The following is a 19,639-nucleotide window of genomic DNA, read 5'->3' on the forward strand; positions in this document are numbered from 1 at the left end:
GGTAAAGGTAATTTATCTGAAATAAATTATAAAACTGAACATACTTTTACTTGTAAATTCCTTAATAAGCACCTCCATAATAAATAACTTTTAACCTAAAATTATTTCAGTCTTACTATCCTTAAAAATCAATTGAAAGATAATATCATACTTTGTATCTTTGCACGCTTAAAACGGCAGCATTATGCAATTATCAGAACAAGAACTTGTAAGAAGAGAGAAACTACAAACGCTACGCGACTTAGGTATTAATCCCTATCCGGCAGCTTTATTTCCTGTGGACCATACTTCTGAAGACATAAAACAGCAATTTGAAGAAGGAAAAAAAGTAGTCATAGCCGGGAGATTAATGTCTAGACGTATACAAGGGAAAGCTTCTTTTGCAGAGTTACAAGACTCTAATGGCCGTATACAAGTGTATTTTAACAGAGATGAAATCTGTACCGGTGAAGATAAAACCAAATACAACGAGATTTATAAAAAACTACTCGACATTGGTGACTTTATTGGTGTAGAAGGAGAACTTTTTACCACGCAGGTGGGTGAAAAAACTGTGATGGTAAAAGACTTTACCTTATTAAGTAAAACCCTAAAACCGTTACCTCAACCAAGAACGGATGCGGATGGCAATGTACACGATGCGTTTACGGATCCTGAGTTACGATACCGCCAGCGTTATGTAGACCTGGTAGTAAATCCGCACGTGAAAGATGTATTCGTTAAAAGAACAAAGCTTTTTAATGCGATGCGTGAGTTCTTTAATAGCAAAGGATATTTTGAAGTAGAAACGCCAATACTACAACCAATACCGGGTGGTGCTGCGGCGCGTCCTTTTGTAACACATCATAATTCTTTAGATATTCCTTTATATATGCGTATCGCAAACGAGTTATATCTAAAACGATTAATCGTAGGTGGTTTTGAAGGTGTGTATGAGTTTTCTAAAAACTTTAGAAATGAAGGAATGGATAGAACTCACAATCCTGAGTTTACGGCCATGGAAATCTATGTAGCTTACAAAGACTATAACTGGATGATGGAGTTTACTGAAAACCTGGTAGAACATTGTGCTATTGCAGTAAATGGTACTACCGAAGCTACTTTTGGAGAACACACCATCAATTTCAAAACTCCTTATGCGCGTGTAACTATGACTGATTCTATCAAACATTTTACCGGATTTGATATCACAGGAAAATCTGAAGAAGAGATTCGTGAAGCAGCCAAAGGAATGGGAATCGAAGTGGACGAAACGATGGGGAAAGGAAAATTGATCGATGAGATTTTTGGAGAAAAATGCGAAGGAAACTACATCCAACCAACATTTATCACAGATTATCCGAAAGAAATGAGTCCTTTATGTAAGGAGCACAGAGATAACCCGGAACTAACAGAACGTTTTGAATTGATGGTATGTGGAAAAGAAATTGCCAATGCATATTCTGAGTTGAACGATCCTATCGATCAACGTGAACGTTTTGAGGCACAATTAAAACTAAGTGAAAAAGGTGATGATGAAGCCATGTTTATCGATAACGATTTTATCAGAGCTTTAGAATATGGTATGCCACCAACATCCGGAATGGGAATCGGAATGGACCGATTGATTATGTATCTAACGAATAATCAATCGATACAAGAGGTATTGTTTTTTCCGCAGATGAGACCTGAAAAAAAGCAGGTAGAATTGAATGATAACGAAAAAGCTATTTTTGAGATTATCAAAAAAGAACAAAGCATGGCTCTGGCAGATCTAAAAACGGCTTCCGGATTAAGTAATAAAGCCTGGGATAAAGGAATGAAAGGTCTTTCGAAACTTGGGCTTACCAAAGTTACCAAAACAGATGATAGTCTGATTGTAGAAGTAGCTGAGTAAAACATACAACTCTTTTAAAACAAAAAAGCGTTTTCAGTCCATTCTGGAAACGCTTTTTTGGTTGAACAATAGTTAAAATAATTCATTTTGTTTTAATTAACATTTTTTTAACTATTTTCGCGCCGTTAAAAAAAAGCCCCTTATTAATGAAACAAATACTACTTTTTTGTGTAGCATCTCTGCTATGTACCGTATCTATTGCGCAAAGAGCCAATTTAGACCGAGAAAACTTCAAAACCTCTTACGTTAATCTTCCATCAAAACCTATTTTGGATGATAGTAAAAGAACGTATTCTATAAATACAGGTTCGATTAAAATCCCAGGGTTTTCAAAGGTAAAATCAGGAGGGACCCTTGACATCAATTATAAGTTTAATGGTACTAAAATAGGAACTGTAGATATTAAAAAAGAAAAACACGAAAGAAAAGACAAAGAAGGAAAAGTACTTTCGGTAAGCTATACCTATACTGCTAATGTAAGTTACTCTTCTTCTGCTACCTTATCAGTAAGCAATGCGATAACCGCAGAATCATATGACAAAAGTTATTCTGAAAGCTATAGTTATACCAGTAAATCATTCAATTCTTACAAAGGTGCGCAGGAGTATTATAACAATAACCGCCACAGTTTAAGAGATAAATATAGAAGTGAACACCGAAGTCAATTTAAAAATTCAGCAAAACGTCATCTTCTTAGAACATATGGATATGATATAGAATCTCACGAACGAGAATTTTTCTGGATATTGGCTACGAAAAAACATCCTGAATTCACAAAACATCAGGAAGCATATCAAGCATTAAAAACGGCTTTCGAGAAAATGGAGCATAACAAATCTATTGATTCTCTAAAAGCAGAAGTTCAGCCGGTGATTGATTACTTTAATAGTGTAATCCCGAACTATCAAGGTGATAAAAGAAAAATTCGAAAAGTAAGATATGCCAGTTATTACAATATTGCAAAAATCTACTACTACCTGGATATGCCTGAAAAAACTAAAGAGTATGCCCAGAAATTAATTGATAATGATTATGATAAGTCTGACGGAAAGTATCTTAATGAAATTGCTGATGATTTATTAAAAGAATTTGAAGCTAATAAAACTAAGACACGCCATTTTGAAGTAGTTACAGAAGATCTAAGTAATCAGCAAGAAGACAGCCAGGAAAATGAAGTTGCTGAAATTGAAGTTAATAAAGCATATTTAATTACCAAAGAAAATGATACCACCCTGGTAGATATTAAAACTTCGGATATAAATAATATCGCCTACAGCTTAAAAACTGTAGAATACGACCAGAATGGTAAACCTTTTGGCACCAGAGTTAGAAAAGCTAAAAAGTGCAAAGAATTGGTATTCGTTGACGGAGATCATTTTAGAAATATAAAATTTAAAGAATCTTCGATTAAAAATGGAGAAGTTGATGCAGGTCAAATGATATTAGGAGGCGCAACAGACAAACTATGTAAAGTTTTATTTGAGTCTGAAAAGATCAACCTATACCTTTTTAACAATAAAGAGCTTGTGATCCTTCCTGCCGGAAGTGAAAAAGGAAAATCCACGATGTCTACCGGATATGTATTTGGTTTTAAAAAGAATTTGACCAAATTAGCAGAAGGATGTTCTACAATTCAGGAAAAAGTGGCAAACAAAGAATATAAAAACAATCAGGAAGATTTACTTCAATTCTGTAAAGATCTAACCAATTGTGTTGTAGAATAGTTGTCTATTCTATACTAATGATAAAAAACGCAACCTGATCGGTTGCGTTTTTTGGCTAATTACTATCGATACGATTATTCTACCCAAGGGCAATAACACGCATATTTTTTTGCTCGACAAGAAAAATCAATTCCTAATGTGATTTGATGAAAACCACCATTATTAAACGTCACAGGATTTGATTGATAAGAATACGTATATGCGAACATATATTTTCCAAAATTAACTCCGATAAAAGGAGTAACATAGTTCAAGGATTGACTTCTTATTTCGGATCCTTCTACAAAATCTATAGAATCAAAGCTTCTACGATAGGATAATCCTCCCCATAGTTTTCCGAAATTCATATCGCTGTAGACTTTCAGATTAAAATCGATACTTGATTGCTCTACTCCTTCTCTATGAGAAAATAAAACAGAAGGTTCATACGAAAAAGTTTTTCCGGGACGGTCAAAAACATATCCAACCGATACCAAATAGTTTCTTAGGTTGTTGACGACTTGTAAATCATTATTGATTCCGGAATTTTTCAATAGATTTTTTACCGTCACGTGGGTATAAAAGTTATATAGATTATAAGAAAATCCAATATCCATATTAAATTCGCCTTCACTAATAGATCCAGGTCCCACCAAAGGATCGTTAGGATCAAATCGGGTCTGATCCAATCTATACTGAATAATACCAGCACTTAAACCTAAAGACAACTGATTGAGATCTGCCTCACTACTAGAAAACATCAAATGATGCGCATAGGTTACATACCCACCTGTTTGTGAAGAAAATCCATTTTTATCATTATAGACGATTGCACCAATCCCTGATTGAGAATTACCGATTCTACCGTTATATGCTGCAGTATATAATCCTGGACTATTTTCTTCTCCAATCCAATTTCTACGTCCGGTTAATCTAACTTGCGAACAATTAGCTGCACCAGCCATGGACGGGTGCAATAAATAATAATTATCTGTTAGATAATCTGAATATATAGATAAACCTTCTTGGGCAGTTCCAAATCCTGTAAACAACAACACCATTATTGTTGCTAGACATATTCTTGTAAATTTCATCTTTTTTGTTTTGAAATAGAGAGATAATGTTTCCATTATCGTTTTAGTGTAAAGTGTCTTCTGTACGTGGCTGATCCATCCTTGAATTCTGCTACAAACCAATAATCAGTCGCTGGTAACGGTTTCCCTCCGTATGTTCCATCCCATTGATTCTCAGTATTCAACTGTTGAAGAAGTTTCCCATATCTGTCAAAAATGAATATATCCATATCCGGGGTTTCCTCGTTTCCTACAACTCCCCATTGATCATTAATTCCATCATTATTTGGAGTAAAGAAGGTAGGGAACCCAACAACAAATATTGATGCCGTAATGGAACCACATCCATTGATATCCACAGCTGTAACCTCGTGTGCTCCGATAGAAACATTTGTAAATGTGTTACTGTCTTGAGGGCTTCCATTATCCAGAATATACTCATAAGTACTATCGCCGGTAACAGTAGCAATAATATCACTACTATCTCCAAAAGATCCTGAGGTCAATTGAAGATCGAGGCTTACAGGATCATTCACACCTGTAATTGTAACCACTGAGCTCCCTGAACAAGTGGATATCACATCAGTAAATATCACAGTATATGTTCCGGCTTGTGTTGCTTCGTAAGAAGATTGAGTAGCTCCCGGGATTAGCGTTCCTTCAAAACTCCATTCAAAAGAAAAATCTACATCACTCAGCTCCGTATTTATCAGAAATGAAGTTGTTGTCGTAGGTCCTACACATATAATTCCTGTTTCAATTTCTAGTTCTTCAATATTTGTAATTTCAACAAAAAAAGGAACCTCATTTGCGCAGCTATTGGTATCCACTTCTCGTAAGAAAATAGTTTGACTTGTTCGGATTACATCACCAGCATTCAGCTGTGTCCCGCCTCCTTCTGGAGCAGTATAATAACCTTGGCCATTTTGTAAAACCGGTAACGTATAACTCTCACAAAAACGTTCTCCTGGATTTACTGGTGCTACTGGATTAGGCAATGGATTAATGGTAATATCCAGTACTTTCTCATCAAAACAATTAGGCGTTGTTCCCGTCTCGGCATATACATATATTGTCTGACTCGTAGTGATAATTTCTCCCGCATTTAATTGAGCACCCGCTCCATTCATTTGCGTAAAATAGTTCCCTACTTCAAGGTTCGGTAATTCATAGGATTCACACGCAGAGACAGGATCTAAAGGATCTATCACCGGAATATCCAGAATTTGAAAAGTAACTTCAATTTGATCACTAACACAGTTTTCTGCTGTATCTAATGCTTCTACATTATATATATAGTTTCCAACCGCTGCATCTGTTGGTGTATATGTGGTACTATTGGTAATCAATGGATTTCCATTTGCATCATACCAATTAGCTGTTTGACCAGGTAATACATCAACGGATAATATTGGTGCTGTTGAACCTACACATATACTTTCAGTACTAGGGTTCGTTGGTTCTGCAACGAAAGGACAATTACAATCCGGAGCGGTAACCAACAAAGTGCCCTCGCAGCTATCATTTGCAGGATTCATAGCCAGAATTGTTATATCAACTCCAGCCGGAATTCCACTAATTATTGAATTAGCAACATCGATAGTTACATCATTAGCCGGATCAACTGAAATATCCCAGGTCCCGTTGGTATTAAACGACACATCGTATGTGATGCGATCAGCAGCACAGGTTGTTCCTCCAAAAGTTAAAGTAGGAACAGTACTTATAACTACAGAAATCACAACTGTATCTGTACAACCATTACTGATCACTGTGTACGTATAATCTCCTTGAATATTTGCACTTGCAGAAATGGTTCCTCCAGGAACTACAGTACCTATAGGATCTGTCCAAACACCTCCAGCATCTTCTCCTGTTAATTCGTCAAACAAGTTAATTATGCTAGTATCTCCTTCGCATAATGAAACCGGTACAGGTGGTGTATCATTAGGTTCTCCAGCTTCGGGTGCAGCCGTCACCATAATAATTACATCTACCATATCACTAGCACACATTCCAGTTGGTTCGTATGCTTCTACTTTAAATATATTATCACCTAATACCAATTCTGATCTTAGAGGTGTAAATGTATCTGTATTCTGAGCTCTTGCTATAGGTGTTATTCCATCTGCTAAGTACCAACGGCCTTCTAAACCAGTAGCAAGGGTAACTGTTACGGACGGTAAAGGGTCTGCATCTATACAGGTAGTTACAGGTGTTGCGGGTACAACCGGCTCGTCTATATCCGGGCATTGACAAGCATCATCAATGGTAACATCTAATAAATATCTAATAGGTGGACATCCTGCGGATAACACCGGAAGGGTATAGATATATACTCCATCCAAAATACCTGTCGCAGCAGGGTCTAATGTTCCTAAATGACCTCCCGTTAGCGCAGTGCCTGTCGCCGGAACAGTCCAAGTTCCCGTTGTTAATGTTCCTACGGGTAACTCATCGAATAAATCGACAGGGTCACATACTGTAATCGCTAGTGCCCCAATATCCACATCACCTATCTCTTCTCTCCAATCTCTTTCATCGGTCAAAGGGTTATGGTTATTAGGAAAATCAGTTGGAACTGTTCCTCCATTGTTTGCATTCGTATTTCCTGTTAATCGATCTAAAACTACCGTATCAAAAGCATCGTCCAATCCATCTCCATCACTGTCTGCACCACTAGCAAGTATATCCGGAATTCCATTCTGATCTGTATCGAAGGCTTCTATGGTATCCTCCAGACAATCCCCTGATACCGGATCTGAGTTTAGATCTCTATAATCAGGAGCAGCCGTCGTATTACTATTTACAGGAACAATTGGAGTCCCATTAGTATCGTAGCTATCATCCACTCCATTAAAATCTCCATCTACGCCACTTGGTGCTATATAACCAGCAGTTGACTGCCCTTCTACATGATCGATAATACCATCACCATCCGCATCTATATCCAGAAAATTTTGATTTGAGTCTCCATCAGAATTTATCACATTGTGGACTACTGTGGTTGATGTTCCATCCGCATTAATCGCTCCATCAAAACGACCATCTCCATCGCCATCTGCAGCGGCATTTCCTGATTCTACGATATCGTAGATACCATCATTATCAGCATCTAAATCCTGAGAATTAGGAATTCCGTCTCGGTCAAAATCACATGCGTTTGTAGAAAGAAAAATATTATCTATTCCTATATCGTTTCCATCGCCATCTGTACCTTGTCTGTTAATAACCCGTATGCTAACCACATTGACTGCAGGATCCGGAATAAAGGAACTTTGTACAAGAATCCAGTTATCCGTACCGTTGGCTATCTCTCCTGAGTTTTGTGTAAAAATCGCTGTATTTGTAGCTTGATCCACCACTTCGATTGTGAGGTTCGCCGGTATTTCTCCTGCATTATTATTTAGACTTGCAATAGACATACTAAAATCATATGCTAAACCAGGTGTAACCGGTAAGTTTTCTGCCACAAAAACCGGCCTGTCTGCAAAAACACCAGACTTCATATTGATGGCGAGGTATCTCCCATCAACATCTCCATTAGCATCAACTTCACCAATTAAATCTGTAGAAAGGAATGTTGCATCAAAGCCTCCGGCAGTTCTAAAATACGTAGAGGTTGCTACATTATATTCTCCATCACTAAAGCGATCATCGGGTAAAAGTGGATTATACGTTAATCCTAAACCTTCTGAATATCTACTCCTTGTAGGCCCTCCAAAGCCAAAATCTTCCTCTAAAACAAATATAGGAGTGGTTGTTACAGCAGTACAAAACCCGTCTTCTGTAGTATCAGGAATACCATCATTGTCATCATCATTATCTGTAACATCGGGAACACCATCATTATCAGTATCATTATCGCCACAAGGCTTTACAGTAATCACTGCACTTACCGCAGGACATTCTCCACCATTATCTATGGTATAGGTAAAAGCTCCTCCATTGGGATCTGATGTGTCATAAGTTCCGGTACCATTACTCCAGGTACCTCCTGGATCTGGTCCCCCATCTAGTTCATCGAATAAATTAATGATGCCTGTTCTACCACATAAAAACATAGTGGTGTTCAAACCTGGATTAGAGAGGTCTTCAACAGTAATGACAATACTTTCTGAAACAGGACCAGCAGATCCACCATTAACAGTAACCGTATAGGTTGTGGTAACTAGAGGAACATCTCGGTAAAATGAACAAGAATTATCAGCACTCGGAAATTGACAATTTCTTATAAAAGTAGGATTCGTCGTTTTTTCCCATTGTACATTATAAGTACTGGTACCTCCTGATGGTCTGGGAGGATCTATCTCTAAATTTAATTGAATTTCAGTTCCCTTACAAATAGTTTTAGCTGTCAGCCCATCATCGGTCTGAAAGGTAACAGTTTGCCCATAACTAAAGGCAAATAAAAAAAGTGCTACGCAATTGATAAACAGTTTACGTATCATAATAGTTGGTTTTTAATAAGTTGGATTTTATAAAAGAATTTTATGGTATAAGTAAATAGGAAGCAATTGCATACACTTTTAAGCGCACTTATGTGCACTTTCAAAAAAAAATGTAAAAACAACAACCTTGTAGTTGATACAAGAAAAAGCAATAAAGGTACCTTCAGGTATATTCCTATGTTCACGTCGGTTAAGTTTTGTGTATGGTAAAACCAGCAGTACTCTATTTTGATTTAGGGTGGGAAGATCTTTAAAATAGATTACTGAAAAAAAGATAACGTACTAGTATTTATAATATTTTCAATTTTCACAAGTATTCGACATCATGTGAGTAAACGTCGTTGTGCGAACCTTAATATTCAATTTAATATTTTCCATAAGAAAAAATCCTACATTTCCTTTATGTACTTTATGAAATAGCCAAGCTAATTTGGCTAAGAAGGACAGCTATCTTTCTATTTTTAAATCCTTTTTATTCCTTCATTTCTATACTATTCTATTTAGAAAAAATCTACCAAAAACATATCCGCAGAATCAAGGGGTTACGGTTTATCAGTAATTTAATTTTTGGGTAAAACAATAATCTCCTATATTTGAACATATTAAAACCACAAATCATGCCTTACATTAGTGATGATGAACTACTGGATTTCCAGGTTCAGATAGACGAAGCCAACGAAGCGAAACGTGTTACCAACTTCGCACATACCAAAGCCCTTAGAGACGAGCAGGAAAACACCAGAAAGTTTAAAATAGCAACTATCATATTAGGAATTATCGCCCTTCTTGGGATTGCCGGAACAGTATATTTTATGAAATTTGGAACTTCTGATGGGATGATTGCGAAAAGTGAAGCTAACAAAGAATCTTCAATGCTTAAGAACAAAATTGCTGAACTTGAAGAAACGATCAAAAACCTATCTATGGATCAGGAGATCAATGCCGCCGGAAATGATACAGATGACATACAAGAAAAGGCTTCTTTACAAGATCAATTGGTATATGCTGTTCAGATTGGAGCGTTTGAACAAAAAGACTTATCCCTTTATTCAGATAAGTTTGTGAATTTTAAAGAGATCAAAGCCGGAAGCTTTAATAAATATGCCCTTGGTAATTTTGCGACGTTGGCCGAAGCCAAAAAATTCCGGAGAGAATTAGTCCGTTTAGGATTTAGAGGTGCTTTTATTGCTTCTTACCAAAACGGAAAACGTTTAAAAATTGAGGAAGCCTGGTAATAGCCATTTTTAATGAAAATTCCTCGACATTTTACTTCATAAAACTTCAAGGAATTTTTCTTAACTAAACTAACCAACTCAATCTAAACTCACTATACACTTACCACTACATAATTCCTACCGGATTTTTTGTAGTATACTCCTTTATATCTGTAATATCTTACTCCTTTTACTTTGACGACTCTATAACCATTAGGTAACACATTGACGCGAACACCAATCGGAGCTGCAACAGTTACGTACCTTCTATTCTTTTTGATATACCAAACACCACCGCTTCTATAGTATTTTATATTTTTATGAACTACAATTCTAGGATTATGTACTTTGGTCACTACCACTCTATTTGCCGGACGCACTCTTACTGTAGTTGCACAAGATGTAGTTACTGTAGATAACAAAATACCTAATATCAGTGTTTTCAATAGTGTCTTCATAATAATCATCTTTTTTTGTTCTTCATTATTATGACTATTACTACTCAAAAAGGTTTAATTCCTTTAAATAAAAATTATTTCTCTACATACTCTTGTATAGGAATATCGTCTATCAGCACATCTTTAAGAACTACCTGATCATCCTTGACATACACTAATGCATAGACATTGTTAGGCAAACTATCTCTATTTGCTTTGGCATATGCCAACTCTGCATCATATGCTTTTGTTTCTTCCATGTAAAAAGTATTAAAAGGTAACTGAAAGTTCACTTTGCCTTTATAGTAATATGTTACTCTAGCAGTTACATAATCTCTTTTGGTTTCTAAAGGCGTTTTACTTATATCTGAAACTTCTGCAAAGCCTTCTTCATCATTTTTAAGATAAATATAGATTTCCTCTCCTACTACATAGCTACTATCTGCTGTATTAAAATGATTCATCTCATACTGCAGTGTAATATACTTACCTCTAAATGGATCTGTTGGATCAATCGGTCTGGTTTTAAATTTATAGACTACACCAGAGTTTATAACATCTTCGCTACCCAAAATCATCTGGGTCGGAACAAAAATCTGAGCTAGCGCCACTATTACGAATAGAATTAATAAATAAATGATTTTCATTTTAGTGTGTTTTTAATGAATTTGATTTTTCCGCTGTCTTTTTAACATCATATAATTGGTCATGAAAAAGCCTACTCCTACAATAACAAATAATAATCCCCGTATTACAAAGCTCATATCAGTATCAAAAAATCTACATGTGATTAGTATGGAAACGATTAATAATCCATAATTAAGAATCCCAAAATTGAACTTATCAGCACCAATTTTTATAGCCGTTATTCCTAATGCAAAAACTAACATATTTGTCAAGATCATTGGTAACAAAGACATTCCGGAAAATAAGAAGAATAAACCCAAAAATGCTAGAAATGAAATCTGAAACAGATTTATGGATCGAATCCCCTTTTTAATAATGCTATATACCAAAATCGAAATCGCTATAGCTACCAAAAATAATGAAATATAGAATTCTTGTGCTTGGTACATAGTTGTATCATATATTTCTTTCCAAGGCCATCTGAAGGTAAATATCATTAGCAAAACAATCGTTCCTAAAGAACCTACGATCAATAATCCGTTTCTCAATGTTCTTACTTCATTAAATACAGAGAGTCTACCCAAATTGTAGTAAATTCCAAAAAGTGTCATATACATCACAAAGCCTAATTCCTCATTACCGTTTATAAATGCTCCTAAGCCAACGGCAATACTCAATGGTATCACCCAACTAAAAATTGTGGTTGCATTACTAGCTATGTGACTCTTTATCTGTAACCAGTAATGTGGTATGATTGCCGACATAAAAACAAAGTACCACCAAGGAATACCGTCGTTTCTATAACTCCAGATACCTACTTCTGCAGCATAATAGGTACTTGATAAAATAACAAGTAACATAACCGCATGAGATCTTAGGAGGTAAATCAATGGTAAACAAAGCATCGTCCAAGTCTTTAAAAAAGCTCCTAAATCGCCCGAAATATTATAAATCTGACTCACCAGAGATATACTAGCTCCTACCGCAAAAAACAAAAACGTTCCTGAAGCCTCTTTCCAGGTGCGGCTTTTATTCTTTAGAATAGAAAAACCCGCAATACATTGACCAATAATAAGTGGTGTAAATGCCAATATGGTTTTTGTTAACCTCGAGAAATCATCCCAATTATGTGCCAGCATCAGGATGATTCCGGACCCAACCAGCAATGCTCCAAAAATCCCAAATATGGTAAACAACCGATTAGGTTTAGATGCTCGCTTCTGATCATAATATTGCACTATATTATCCGCAATCTCTGAAGAGATCACCTGATTGCTGACCAATTCTTTCAATTCTTTATTAAATTTTGAATTCATAATATGAATGGTTATTGAGTTAATCCGCTGTACATTTAGATTTATTTATCAAAATCCGTCAATTCGAGTGTCCGTCTCAGGCGGATGTATCGAGAATAGGATTTTGAATCCGAAAAGCTATTCTCGATACAATTTTTCTTCATTTCATTACAAAAATTCACTCGAATTGACGCTTTTCTTTTACATTTCATTCTAAATTCACAACCGGTTGAGTTAATTAGAGATAACTTTGTTGGATACTATAACACAACAAAATGATCAAGCTAAAAATTAATTCAAACATTGAGAGTTTGAGCGGTTTTATGTGCTGTACCAGAATTCGATCTAATAGAAAAAATGGCACAAAAATAACAACACCACTTAAAATTAAAACTCCACCTAAACTCGCTCCGCCATTAAGAGTTAATCCATAAATTCCAGAAGGAATTCCAAAAACAAAAGATAAAACACCTAGAATTAGAAATAATGTCAGTGTACTCTTTAAATATTGCTTCAATCTTTGCATTTCAAATTATTTATTTCTGTTCTGTCTTTCTTTTTTACAATAAATATAAATCAAGTCTTCAACCGATGTATCACCTAATTCTCTTGCTTTCTTTAGGTCTTTACAGGCACTTTTTGTTTCTTTTTTTGAAGGCTGAATATTTCCGCTTCCTGTTAATAAATTAATCTTGGCTGTACCTCTGTTTGCATATGCTTGAAAATAATTTGGAAATAATTCTATCGCCTTTGAATAATCTACAATTGATTTTTCAAAGTTCATAAGCATATCATTAGCAGTGCCCCGAATAAAGTAAAGTTCCGGGTCTGTGGAGTTTACTTGAAAATATTCATCACAGTTCTTAATTACTTCACGATACTTTCCTTGAGAATAATTAATTCTTGACATCCAATACAAGGATGACTCTATCATTTTACTATTACTGTTCTCGTTGATTACATATTGGAAATCTTCCTTTGCCCGTTCTAAATACGCAGCATTCATTTTGGAAATTGCTCTATCTACAAAAGAAGCCATGTCTGTACTATCAAGCTTAATAGCTTCTGTAAAATCTTGAATCGCCAAATCATATTGCATTAGCCTATCCCTTGATAGTCCTCTATTGATGTATCCTGTTTTTTTAACAAGATCTACATCTATTTTTTCAATTAACTGAGTATAATTCTTAATCGCTTTCTTATACTCTCCTTTTTTAAAATTCTCATTCCCTTTTAAGTACAAAGCGGTTCCTTTATCCTGTGGAAATACTATTATTGATATTAAAAACACAATACCTGTTATTATATTTTTATACATTTTGATTTATTAGTTTATTAGCATTCTATATTAAAAAGACAGCCACAGCATTGTAGCTGTCTTTCCTAATCATCAAAACAAGGAACCACATTGCCGCGGTTCCTCCTTTTGATCAATCTTCCAATTAAATCTCCTTACTTTCAATGAATTTTTTGTCTCTGGTGTTTTTTTGTACTGCAATCGCAGCAAATAAACTGAGGGTAAATGACATCCCATAGAACCCTTTTTCGCTTAAATCCAGATCTGCATTCCACAACCCTATGATCAGTAAAACAATGGATGCTAATGCCGCAAACCAACTAATTCCATAATAAATTTCTGTTACCTGTAATCCTTCCAGTTTATCTCGTACATTTTTCTGAACCGATACTGCAGAGAACAATCCAAATAGTAAAATGGTGAAGTAATACCCTTTTTCATTAAGCATCATTTCGGCATTCCATAAACCGGTACAAAAGGACACCATACCAGCAAACAACGCTACCCAGGAAGCTCCTATAAAAGCTGGTGTTGGTTTTTGATCATATACTTTGATTTCGTTTTTATCGATGTTATCATTGATAATTTCTTCGGTTACATCGTTACTAAACTTGTAGTCCATAATAATTGATTTTGATGATTAAATTTTATTTCAATTGTTTGTTTTGAACAGGACAAATTTGCAACGATTTGGTTAGTCAAAAAACTCAATATTCATAAAAAACTTACGATATATTTTAGATTTTTTATAAGTATATTCAATATTTATAGTATTTTTAAGCTCTATATACTTACGATATCATGAATACACTTTCTTCTATAATTGCTACCTTATCTCCTGAAGAAAAGAGAAGTTTCATCAATAACCTTAAACAAAAAAATAAAAGAAACGACACCAAAAACATTCAGTTATTCAAGCTTTTAAACACCTCATCAGACGATAAAGACTTAGATATACGATTATATGGCAAACCTTCAAAAGGTGCTTTTCACGCCCTTTGTAAAAGATTACATGATAACCTTATTGATTTTATCGCTGCCAAAAGTTTTAAAAGTGAGACTTCAGAAGAGATGGAAATCTTTAAACTTATTCTTGCCAGTAGAATTTTCTTCGAGCAAAAGCAATACAAAATTGCTTTAAAGACAATAAAAAAAGCAGAATTAAAAGCTAAAAGTTATGATCTTTTTAGTGTTCTACACGAGATTTATTATACTAAAATTCAATACGCACACGTAGATCCGAATACTCCGTTAGAAACCTTAATACGAGACTTTAAATACAATCAAAAATTACTACAGCAGGAAGAAAACTTAAATCTTTTCTACGCAAATATCCAGAATAAGCTTTTACAAAACAGTAGTGACATCTCAAAAATTGTAAGAGATTCTCTGAATACATATCATATCTCGATTACCGAGGATCTTACATTTAGATCACTTTTTAAAATACTCGAAATCATAAATCAAGCTGCAAATGTAGCTCGTAATTTCCATTCGATTCTTTCTTTTGTAGAGAAGACATATCAGCAAATTGAATCAAAAGAACAGCTTACAGACAAGCATTTATTCTACCATATTCAGATACTCTATTATGTTGCCAATTCTTATTTTAGGAATAAAGATTTTGTCGCTTCTCAAGAATATTTAAAAAAGATGAAGCAACAGATGACCAAACAAAGAGAGAAATATTATAGAAGGTTTCTTCCGCAACTGCAACTACTTAAAGTCCTAAATGATAATTATAATGGCAAAGCAGAAAAAGCAATAACAGCCCTTGAAGATTTTGATTACAAGCAATTTAAAGATCAAACCAATTACATTTTAGACTTAAAACTATCGTTAATTGTGTTTTACTTTCAGCAATCCAGATGCAAAGAAGCTCTAAGACTTTACAATGAATTACACCATAGCGATACCTGGTATACCGAAAAAGCGGGAATCATCTGGGTCATCAAAAAGAATCTGACTGAAATATTGCTCCATATAGAATTAGACCATATAGATTTAGTAGAATCCAGAATAAAAAGTTTTAGAAAAAAACACACTAGCTATTTAAAAAATAACAATGAGGACCGTGTGTTAGAATTCTTATCACTGGCAAACAATTTTTATTTAAACAGTAACGCTATAGATACAAAAGTATTTTTGGCTAGAATTGAACAGTCCTTAATACGAAACAGCCCAGATCAGGAAGATATATTTGCTATGAGCTTTTATGCCTGGTTAAAAGCTTGGGTTCTAAAATCAGACTTATATCAAACCACACTGGAAGTAGTGCATCAATCCTGATAATATCTATTATTTAATAAGTCTAACTACATTCTCAATAAATCATTAGCTAAACCATATGCATCTGTACCTCATTATTAAACTATTAAAGCATTTTAAATCTTAAAAAGCTAAAGGTTTTTCTATTTTTTAAAACGGTAAATATTCTAAAGTAGGTTTTAACTTTCTTTTCACTACTAACCCATAGGTATTTCTTTATCTTCGGCCGATAAAAAAATAATTCATGCGCAAAAGTACTCTATATCTATTACTAATAGTGGCAGTTACATTTTCTAGTTGTTCTGCTTTTCAGAATAAAAAAGGAAAAACTCCAGCTACTGTAACTGCTAAAAAACCTGGTAAAGACAAAAATGCCATCAAACCTTATAGCGAAGTTATTACCAAAAAAGCAAAAAGCGACGCAGGGCTTTTTACAGTTCATAATATCGAAGATAAATACTTTTATGAAATCCCAGATTCTCTCTTTAACAGAGAAATGTTAATGGTTACAAGAATTGCTAAAACTGCTACAGGCATTGGTTTTGGCGGAGGAAAACAGAACACACAAGTCCTTAGATGGCAAAGGAAAAACAAACAGGTCTTACTTCGTGTTGTGTCACATCAAATATATGCTGCAGATTCTTTACCGATTCATGAAGCTGTTGAAAATTCTAATTTCGAACCTGTTTTATTTTCCTTTGCCATCAAAGCTTTTCATAAAGATTCTGTAAACAATGCAACGGTTATTGAAGTTACGGACTTATTCAAAAAAGATATAAAAGCACTTGGATTTCCTGCATCTAGAAGAAAAAGATATAAGATTACACGATTAGATGCGAGTTTATCTTATATAGATTCTATAAGAAGTTATCCTCTTAATATAGAAACAAGACACGTAAAAACATATAGCGCAGGAGAACCTCCTTCTAACGCCAGTACAGGAACTATCTCTTTAGAAATGAGTAATTCAATGATTTTACTTCCTGAAACACCTATGAAACGTAGAATGTTTGACCAACGAGTAGGATGGTTTGCGCGAGGACAAACTGATTATGGTTTAGAGGCACAAGAAAGTAAAACGATACGATATCTGGATAGATGGAGATTAGAAGTGCAAGATGAAGATATTGAGAAATTTAAAAGAGGTGAATTAGTTGTACCCAAAAAACAGATTGTGTACTACATTGATCGTGCTACTCCAAAAAAATGGAGAAAATATATCAAACAAGGTATTGAAGACTGGCAGGTAGCTTTTGAAGAAGCTGGTTTTAAAGATGCTATAATTGCGAAAGACCCTCCTACAAAAGAAGAAGACCCTGATTGGAGTCCAGAAGATGCAAGGTATTCTGTAGTACGTTATCTAGCTTCTCCAATACCAAATGCCAATGGACCACATGTAAGTGATCCAAGATCAGGAGAAATTCTGGAAAGCGACATCAACTGGTATCATAATGTAATGACGTTATTACGCAATTGGTTTTTTGTGCAAACAGCAGCAATCAACCCTAATGCACAAGGAGTTGCTTTTAAGGATGAGGTGATGGGACGACTTATTCGATTTGTATCTGCTCACGAAGTAGGTCATACCTTAGGACTACCTCATAATATGGGAAGTAGTGTAGCATATCCTGTAGAATCATTGCGTGATCCAGCATTTACCAAAAAATATGGAACAGCGCCATCGATTATGGATTATGCTCGTTTTAACTACATCGCACAACCCGGTGATGGAGACGTTGCATTAATGCCAGAAATAGGAATTTATGATAAGCACGCTATCAGATGGGGATACCGACCAATCCTTAACACAACAGCAGAAGAAGAGAAGAAAACCTTAGACAGCTGGATACTGAAACACGCAAACGATCCTAAATATCGTTTTGGGAGACAACAGTTTGGTGTAATCGATCCTAGTTCACAAACAGAAGACCTGGGAGATGATGCCGTAAACGCTAGTACTTACGGAATTGCCAATCTAAAAAGAATAATACCTAATCTAATTCAATGGACTGCAGAAGATGGTAAAAACTATGATGATCTACAAACAATGTATGGTCAAGTTCTAAGTCAATTTAACAGATATATGGGGCACGTTTCCTCTAACATTGGTGGTGTATATGAATACTACAAAACTTACGATCAAGAAGGTGCCGTATATACGCACGTTACCAAGGAAAATCAAAAACGTGCGATGAAGTTTATACAAGAACAGTTATTTTCTACTCCAGATTGGTTGTTAGACAGCTCTATTTTTAATAAAATAGAATCAGCAGGTAGTGTGGAACGTGTACGTGGGTTTCAGACGAGAACACTAAATAATCTATTAGATCAAGGAAGGATGGCTAGATTAATCGAAAATGAAGCTATCAATAAAAAAGATGCGTATACACTAATTGATATGATGACAGAACTAAGATCAGGCATTTGGAGTGAGCTTCGAAGAGGTGCTACCATCGATGTATATCGTCGTAATCTTCAGCGAGCATACATCGAACGATTAGAATTTTTAATGACAAAGGAGCAAGCACCAATTCCTCCAAATTTTAGACGTTTTGTAAGACGTACCAATATAGATGTTTCACAAAGTGATATCAGGCCAATTGTAAGAGCAGAACTGAAAAACTTACAAAGAGATATCAGAAATGCTATAGGTAGAACGACTGATAGAATGACTCGTTATCACTTACAGGATGCTGTAGAAAGAATTTCATTGGTACTCGATCCTAAAAGCTAAAACATAGCAAAGAATAATCATATTTAAAACCGCGACATCGATTGTTGCGGTTTTTTTATGTCTAAGATTTTTCGTTTCTTTTGAATTATAGTTTAAAGATATCAGGAAACCGAAAAATTATATGCTCATTCAGAAATACACACCAGAGTGGAGAACACACTTTTTGAGTATAAAAAAAGAACTTGAAAATGCCTTGTTTGGATTAGATCTATGTATTGAGCATGTGGGCAGCACCTCTATACCAGGTTTGGCTTCCAAACCAATTATTGATATCGATATTATCTACAAGGAAGATTCAGAATTTGAAAAAATAAAATCTAAACTATTCAGTATCGGATATTTTCACAATGGAAATCAAGGAATTCTACATCGAGAAGTTTTTAAAAGAAACGGAGTCGTTAAAAATAAAATACTAGATACTATAAGTCACCATTTGTATGCTTGCCCTATACATAGTGAAGAATTAGATCGACACGTATCATTTAGAAATCATTTAAGAAAAAATGAAGGTGCTAGATTAAAGTATCAAAACATTAAATATGAACTAGCAGAAAAAGCCAACCAAAACAAAAAAATATACGCAACCCTAAAAGAAGTATATGCTACAGAATTCATCAATTCGATCATTGATCTAGAAAAAAGAGAATAAGACATTAAAACATTC

At 34.9% G+C, this 19,639-nt stretch carries 14 protein-coding genes; 6 read left to right on the top strand and 8 right to left on the bottom strand.

The window, feature by feature from the left end:
• Positions 1-184 precede the first annotated feature (184 nt).
• Together lysS and ACFSR1_RS08495 are read left to right on the top strand one after the other, a co-directional pair.
• The gene (lysS, locus tag ACFSR1_RS08490; protein ID WP_378291535.1) at positions 185-1,876 is read left to right on the top strand and encodes a lysine--tRNA ligase; all 1,692 of its coding nucleotides are present in this window, start codon (positions 185-187) and stop codon (positions 1,874-1,876) included.
• A 146-nt stretch (positions 1,877-2,022) separates the two neighbouring features.
• Positions 2,023-3,600 (top strand): hypothetical protein, encoded by a 1,578-nt coding sequence (locus tag ACFSR1_RS08495; RefSeq protein WP_378291537.1) that lies wholly within the window; start codon positions 2,023-2,025, stop codon positions 3,598-3,600.
• Between the two features lie 74 nt (positions 3,601-3,674).
• Here the strand turns inward: ACFSR1_RS08495 and ACFSR1_RS08500 are convergent, their stop codons facing one another.
• On the bottom strand, positions 3,675-4,673 hold the full coding sequence (locus ACFSR1_RS08500; protein ID WP_378291538.1) for a PorP/SprF family type IX secretion system membrane protein: 999 nt from the start codon (positions 4,671-4,673) through the stop codon (positions 3,675-3,677).
• Between the two features lie 35 nt (positions 4,674-4,708).
• Positions 4,709-9,103, bottom strand: a complete 4,395-nt coding sequence (locus ACFSR1_RS08505) for a T9SS type B sorting domain-containing protein (protein ID WP_378291540.1) — start codon at positions 9,101-9,103, stop codon at positions 4,709-4,711.
• 617 nt (positions 9,104-9,720) lie between these two features.
• Here ACFSR1_RS08505 and ACFSR1_RS08510 point away from each other — a divergent pair.
• Entirely contained in the window at positions 9,721-10,338 is a 618-nt protein-coding gene (locus ACFSR1_RS08510; RefSeq protein WP_378291542.1) for an SPOR domain-containing protein, read from the top strand.
• A 92-nt stretch (positions 10,339-10,430) separates the two neighbouring features.
• Here the strand turns inward: ACFSR1_RS08510 and ACFSR1_RS08515 are convergent, their stop codons facing one another.
• The 6 genes from ACFSR1_RS08515 to yiaA form a co-directional block, all read right to left on the bottom strand.
• A complete protein-coding gene (locus ACFSR1_RS08515; RefSeq protein WP_378291544.1) occupies positions 10,431-10,775 on the bottom strand; it encodes a DUF6515 family protein in 345 nt (114 codons plus the stop codon).
• A gap of 74 nt (positions 10,776-10,849) precedes the next feature.
• Complete coding sequence (locus tag ACFSR1_RS08520; RefSeq protein ID WP_378291546.1) at positions 10,850-11,401, bottom strand: GDYXXLXY domain-containing protein; 552 nt, start codon at positions 11,399-11,401, stop codon at positions 10,850-10,852.
• Between the two features lie 12 nt (positions 11,402-11,413).
• A complete protein-coding gene (locus ACFSR1_RS08525) occupies positions 11,414-12,697 on the bottom strand; it encodes a DUF2157 domain-containing protein (RefSeq protein WP_378291548.1) in 1,284 nt (427 codons plus the stop codon).
• 217 nt (positions 12,698-12,914) lie between these two features.
• Positions 12,915-13,202, bottom strand: a complete 288-nt coding sequence (locus tag ACFSR1_RS08530; protein WP_378291550.1) for a hypothetical protein — start codon at positions 13,200-13,202, stop codon at positions 12,915-12,917.
• A 6-nt stretch (positions 13,203-13,208) separates the two neighbouring features.
• Positions 13,209-13,994, bottom strand: coding sequence for a hypothetical protein (locus ACFSR1_RS08535; protein ID WP_378291552.1), 786 nt, complete (start codon positions 13,992-13,994; stop codon positions 13,209-13,211).
• Positions 13,995-14,118: 124 nt separating this feature from the next.
• Positions 14,119-14,595, bottom strand: coding sequence for an inner membrane protein YiaA (gene yiaA, locus ACFSR1_RS08540; RefSeq protein ID WP_378291553.1), 477 nt, complete (start codon positions 14,593-14,595; stop codon positions 14,119-14,121).
• 179 nt (positions 14,596-14,774) lie between these two features.
• Between yiaA and ACFSR1_RS08545 the strand changes: the two genes are divergently transcribed.
• From ACFSR1_RS08545 to ACFSR1_RS08555, 3 genes are all read left to right on the top strand, one after another.
• A complete protein-coding gene (locus tag ACFSR1_RS08545; protein ID WP_378291555.1) occupies positions 14,775-16,262 on the top strand; it encodes a hypothetical protein in 1,488 nt (495 codons plus the stop codon).
• A 223-nt stretch (positions 16,263-16,485) separates the two neighbouring features.
• The gene (locus ACFSR1_RS08550; protein ID WP_378291557.1) at positions 16,486-18,975 is read left to right on the top strand and encodes a zinc-dependent metalloprotease; all 2,490 of its coding nucleotides are present in this window, start codon (positions 16,486-16,488) and stop codon (positions 18,973-18,975) included.
• 121 nt (positions 18,976-19,096) lie between these two features.
• Positions 19,097-19,624: a GrpB family protein gene (locus tag ACFSR1_RS08555; RefSeq protein ID WP_378291559.1), complete on the top strand. Its 528-nt coding sequence runs from the start codon at positions 19,097-19,099 to the stop codon at positions 19,622-19,624.
• The last annotated feature ends 15 nt before the right edge of the window (positions 19,625-19,639 follow it).

Origin of the sequence: Aquimarina rubra (assembly GCF_042684305.1) — a bacterium.
GTDB classification, from domain to species: domain Bacteria; phylum Bacteroidota; class Bacteroidia; order Flavobacteriales; family Flavobacteriaceae; genus Aquimarina; species Aquimarina rubra.

Bases quoted from the DNA above. Each gene is read 5' to 3' on its own strand.
- ACFSR1_RS08545 (WP_378291555.1), top strand. From the start codon at position 14,775: ATGAATACACTTTCTTCTATAATTGCTACCTTATCTCCTGAAGAAAAG.
- ACFSR1_RS08510 (WP_378291542.1), top strand. From the start codon at position 9,721: ATGCCTTACATTAGTGATGATGAACTACTGGATTTCCAGGTTCAGATA.
- ACFSR1_RS08555 (WP_378291559.1), top strand. From the start codon at position 19,097: ATGCTCATTCAGAAATACACACCAGAGTGGAGAACACACTTTTTGAGT.
- ACFSR1_RS08525 (WP_378291548.1), bottom strand. From the start codon at position 12,697: ATGAATTCAAAATTTAATAAAGAATTGAAAGAATTGGTCAGCAATCAG.
- ACFSR1_RS08530 (WP_378291550.1), bottom strand. From the start codon at position 13,202: ATGCAAAGATTGAAGCAATATTTAAAGAGTACACTGACATTATTTCTA.
- ACFSR1_RS08500 (WP_378291538.1), bottom strand. From the start codon at position 4,673: ATGAAATTTACAAGAATATGTCTAGCAACAATAATGGTGTTGTTGTTT.
- ACFSR1_RS08505 (WP_378291540.1), bottom strand. From the start codon at position 9,103: ATGATACGTAAACTGTTTATCAATTGCGTAGCACTTTTTTTATTTGCC.
- ACFSR1_RS08495 (WP_378291537.1), top strand. From the start codon at position 2,023: ATGAAACAAATACTACTTTTTTGTGTAGCATCTCTGCTATGTACCGTA.
- yiaA (WP_378291553.1), bottom strand. From the start codon at position 14,595: ATGGACTACAAGTTTAGTAACGATGTAACCGAAGAAATTATCAATGAT.
- lysS (WP_378291535.1), top strand. From the start codon at position 185: ATGCAATTATCAGAACAAGAACTTGTAAGAAGAGAGAAACTACAAACG.
- ACFSR1_RS08550 (WP_378291557.1), top strand. From the start codon at position 16,486: ATGCGCAAAAGTACTCTATATCTATTACTAATAGTGGCAGTTACATTT.
- ACFSR1_RS08535 (WP_378291552.1), bottom strand. From the start codon at position 13,994: ATGTATAAAAATATAATAACAGGTATTGTGTTTTTAATATCAATAATA.
- ACFSR1_RS08515 (WP_378291544.1), bottom strand. From the start codon at position 10,775: ATGAAGACACTATTGAAAACACTGATATTAGGTATTTTGTTATCTACA.
- ACFSR1_RS08520 (WP_378291546.1), bottom strand. From the start codon at position 11,401: ATGAAAATCATTTATTTATTAATTCTATTCGTAATAGTGGCGCTAGCT.